This is a genomic window from Lactobacillus nasalidis (assembly GCF_016587775.1).
GTDB classification, from domain to species: Bacteria; Bacillota; Bacilli; order Lactobacillales; family Lactobacillaceae; genus Lactobacillus; species Lactobacillus nasalidis.
This window is the reverse complement of the sequence record NZ_BOCG01000653.1, coordinates 1-3,647: the sequence shown is the minus strand read 5'-3', so window position 1 is coordinate 3,647 and position 3,647 is coordinate 1. Positions and strand designations below refer to the sequence as shown.

At 52.4% G+C, this 3,647-nt stretch carries 4 protein-coding genes; 3 read left to right on the top strand and 1 reads right to left on the bottom strand.

Going from position 1 to position 3,647, the window contains the following annotated elements:
- Positions 1-985, bottom strand: a 985-nt coding sequence (locus tag lacNas_RS12425; protein WP_201346911.1) for a GTP-binding protein, incomplete at its 3' end; no start/stop codon positions are given.
- A gap of 221 nt (positions 986-1,206) precedes the next feature.
- Here lacNas_RS12425 and def point away from each other — a divergent pair.
- From def to lacNas_RS12410, 3 genes are all read left to right on the top strand, one after another.
- Positions 1,207-1,761 (top strand): peptide deformylase, encoded by a 555-nt coding sequence (gene def, locus lacNas_RS12420; protein ID WP_201330733.1) that lies wholly within the window; start codon positions 1,207-1,209, stop codon positions 1,759-1,761.
- Between the two features lie 181 nt (positions 1,762-1,942).
- Positions 1,943-2,176 (top strand): DNA-dependent RNA polymerase subunit epsilon, encoded by a 234-nt coding sequence (locus lacNas_RS12415; RefSeq protein ID WP_201330732.1) that lies wholly within the window; start codon positions 1,943-1,945, stop codon positions 2,174-2,176.
- Positions 2,166-3,647: ribonuclease J (locus tag lacNas_RS12410; protein ID WP_201346910.1), on the top strand; the 1,482-nt coding region annotated here is incomplete at its 3' end. The genes lacNas_RS12415 and lacNas_RS12410, both read left to right, overlap by 11 nt.

Here is a 3,647-nt window from a genome sequence, read left to right as displayed (position 1 = left end):
TGGCAACGAAGTCCATTTGCAGAGTCGGCGGATCGATCCGCAAAATCGGCAGGGCTTCTGGATTTTCCTTGGAAGCAATGGTTTCACCAACGAAGATGTCGTTGATACCGCTGATGGCGATGATGTCGCCAGCCTTGGCTTCCTTAATTTCGTTGCGCTTCAAGCCGAAGTAACCGAAAAGCTTGGTAACGCGGAAGTTTTGCTTGGAGCCGTCAAGCTTCATGACAGTAACTTCGTCGCCGACCTTGATCTTGCCCCGGTAAACGCGGCCGACACCGATACGGCCAACGTAGTCGTCCCAGTCAAGCATGGTGATCTGGAACTGCAGCGGTTCGTCTTCGTTGTCGATCGGCGCTGGAATGGCCTTGATGATCGTGTCAAAGATCGGGTCCATCGTTTCTTCCTGGTCAGCCGGGTCGTCTGAGTAGCTGGAAGTACCGTTCAAGGCAGAAGCGTAAACAACCGGGAATTCAAGCTGTTCGTCGTTGGCGCCGAGTTCGATGAAGAGTTCCAGGACTTCGTCCAGAACTTCAGCCGGGCGGGCACCCGGACGGTCGATCTTGTTAACGACAACAACCGGCTTGACACCGGCTTCCAAAGCCTTTTGCAAAACGAAACGAGTTTGTGGCATCGGGCCTTCGTAAGCGTCGACCAAGAGCAGGGCACCGTCAACCATGTGCATGATCCGTTCAACTTCCCCACCGAAGTCGGCGTGGCCTGGGGTGTCCAGGATGTTGATGGTCGTGCCCTTGTAGCTGACCGCGGTGTTCTTTGACAGAATCGTGATCCCACGTTCACGTTCAATGGCGTTTGAGTCCATTGCCCGGTCTTCCAGGTTCATGTGTTCTGGTAAAGTATCTGACTGCTTGAGCAGCTGGTTAACCAGGGTAGTCTTACCGTGGTCGACGTGCGCGATAATCGCGATGTTTCTGATGTTTTCTCTTCTCTTTTGATCTGCCAAAAATGTTTCCTCCCCGTTCCTCATAAAAAGAACTGTGACTAAAGCACAGTTCCCTTTAGCCTTTAGATAGTAGGCTGGCCGAAGTTATCAGTTTATATTTTTTACAATCATTTATTGTACAACCTCTCTTTAACCTGGTCAACAGATTTCCCTTAGTTTACAATGGCTTTTAAAGAAATGTTTGCCCATAAGCGGCGTTTTTGTGGTAAAAATATATTAGCGATTATTAAAAAGGAGAACCTAAATTGATCTTAATGAAAGATATTGTCCGCGACGGCGATCCCGTTTTGCGGCAAGTTGCTAAAAAATTGACCTTCCCCCTGTCAGACCACTACCGGAAATTGGCTGACGACATGATGGAATACCTGGTAAACTCACAGGATCCAAAGACCGCTGCCAAGCACCAGCTGCGTGCCGGGGTCGGCTTAGCCGCCCCGCAGGTCGGCGAGGGCGTTTCAATGGCTGCCCTGCTGGTTCCGGATGACAAGGGTGAAATCATCTTTAAGGAAGTTTACGTCAACCCGGAAATCATTTCCGAATCAGTCCGCAAGACCTGCCTGGGCGAAGGCGAAGGCTGCTTGAGCGTCGACAAGGTCATCGACGGCTACGTTCCGCGTCCCAACAAGGTCACGATTCACTACTGGACCGTTGACGGCGAAGAAAAGACCATCCGCTTGAAGGGCTACCCGGCCATCGTTTCCGGCCACGAAATTGACCACTTGAACGGCCACCTCTTCTACGACCGGATCAACAAGGAAAATCCATTTGCCCTGGATGAAGACACGATCGTCATCTATTAGGCTCAGAGCTCAAGTTAGCACAATCCGTCCTAGCTTGGGCTTTTTCTTTTTTCCTTGACAAAGGACGTGTTTCTATACTTGCTTTTCTAAATATGCTAAACTTTAATTAGCTATTGAGTATTTTGGCAAAATTTCTCGAACAGAGATCAAATTACAATCAAATAATCTAAGGAGTTTTTTTATGATCTACAAAGTTTTATATCAAAAGGACAAGATCGTCAATCCGCGCAGAGAAACCACGCAAACTCTCTACATGGAAGCCGACAATGTCGTCCAAGCCAGAGCCCTTGTTGAACAAAACACCCCCTACAACATCGAGCTCATCCAAGAATTAACCGGCAACTCCCTGAAGTACGAACAAGAACACGCTGACTTCAAGCTGACTGCCTTTGGTTCTGCCGACAGTGAAGATTAAGCAGAACGAAGTTGCCGTTTTCGCAATCGGGGGATTACACGAAATCGGCCGTAACATGTACTGCGTCCAGTACCAAGACGAAATCGTCATCATGGACTGCGGCATCAAGTTCCCGGAAGACGAGCTGCTGGGGATCAACTATGTCATTTCTGACTACTCTTACTTAATCAAGAACCGCGACAAGATCAAGGCTTTGGTGGTCAGCCACGGTCACGAAGACCACATCGGCGGGATTCCTTTCCTGCTGGAGAAGATTCCGGAAATCCCGGTTTACGCTACGCCTTTTGCCCTGGCCCTGATCAAGAGCAAGTGCGAGGAACACGGCATTTTGGACCGGACCGAGCTGCACGAGGAACACGAAGACACGGTCTTGACTTTTGACAAGCTCAGCGTCACCTTCTTCAGAACCACGCACTCAATCCCCGACACCCTGGGGATCGCCGTGCACACGCCGCTTGGCGCGGTCGTCTTCACTGGCGACTTCAAGTTCGACCTTACTCCGGTCATGAACCAGCCTGCGCCAAACTTCCAAAGAATGGCGCAGCTGGGCAAAGAAGGCGTCCTGGCCCTTTTGTCCGACTCAACCAACGCCGAAGTGCCGCAATTTACCAAATCCGAGCGCTTCGTAGCCGGTTCGCTGCACAACATCATCACCGGCATCAAGGGGCGGATCATCTTCGCGACTTTCGCCTCCAACCTTTACCGGGTGTCAACCGCCATTCAAGCCGCGATCGACACGGGCCGCAAGGTTGCCATCTTCGGCCGCAGCATGGAAAACGGGATCCAAAACGGGATCGACCTGGGCTACCTGGACGTGCCAGAAGGCCTGATCGTCGATGCCGAAACCATCAACTCCCTGCCGCCTGAAAAGGTCATGATCCTGTGTACCGGTTCTCAAGGCGAACCGCTGGCTGCCTTGTCCAGAATCGCCAACGGGACCCACCGGCAAATCAAGTTAAAGCCGCATGACACCGTGATCTTCTCTTCCAACCCGATTCCGGGCAACACCTTGAGCGTCAACCAGCTGATCAACAAGCTGATGGAAGGCGGCGCCAACGTCGTCCACGGCCGCGTCAACAATGTCCACACTTCCGGGCACGGCGGCCAGGAAGAACTGAAGCTGATGGTTGAATTGGCCAAGCCGAAATACATGATTCCGGTGCACGGCGAATACCGGATGCAGGTCGTGCACGCCCACCTGGCCCAGCAAGCCGGGGTGCCGGCAGAAAACACCTTCGTCTTGAAGAACGGCGAAGTGGTCTGCTTCAGCCCAGAAGGCGCCAGAATCGCCGGCGACATTCACGTCAAGGACGTCTTTGTCGACACTTCCGGTGCAGCTGACGTCGGCAACATTGTCGTCCGCGACCGGCAGATTCTCTCAGAAGAAGGCCTGGTCGTGGCCGTAGCCACAGTCGACTACAAGCACAAGCGGGTTTTGGCCGGACCGGACATCCTCAGCCGCGGCTTCGTC

What these genes read in the sequence shown, in the direction of transcription:
- lacNas_RS12415 (WP_201330732.1), top strand. Translation starts at nt 1,943, where the DNA reads ATGATCTACAAAGTTTTATATCAAAAGGACAAGATCGTCAATCCGCGC.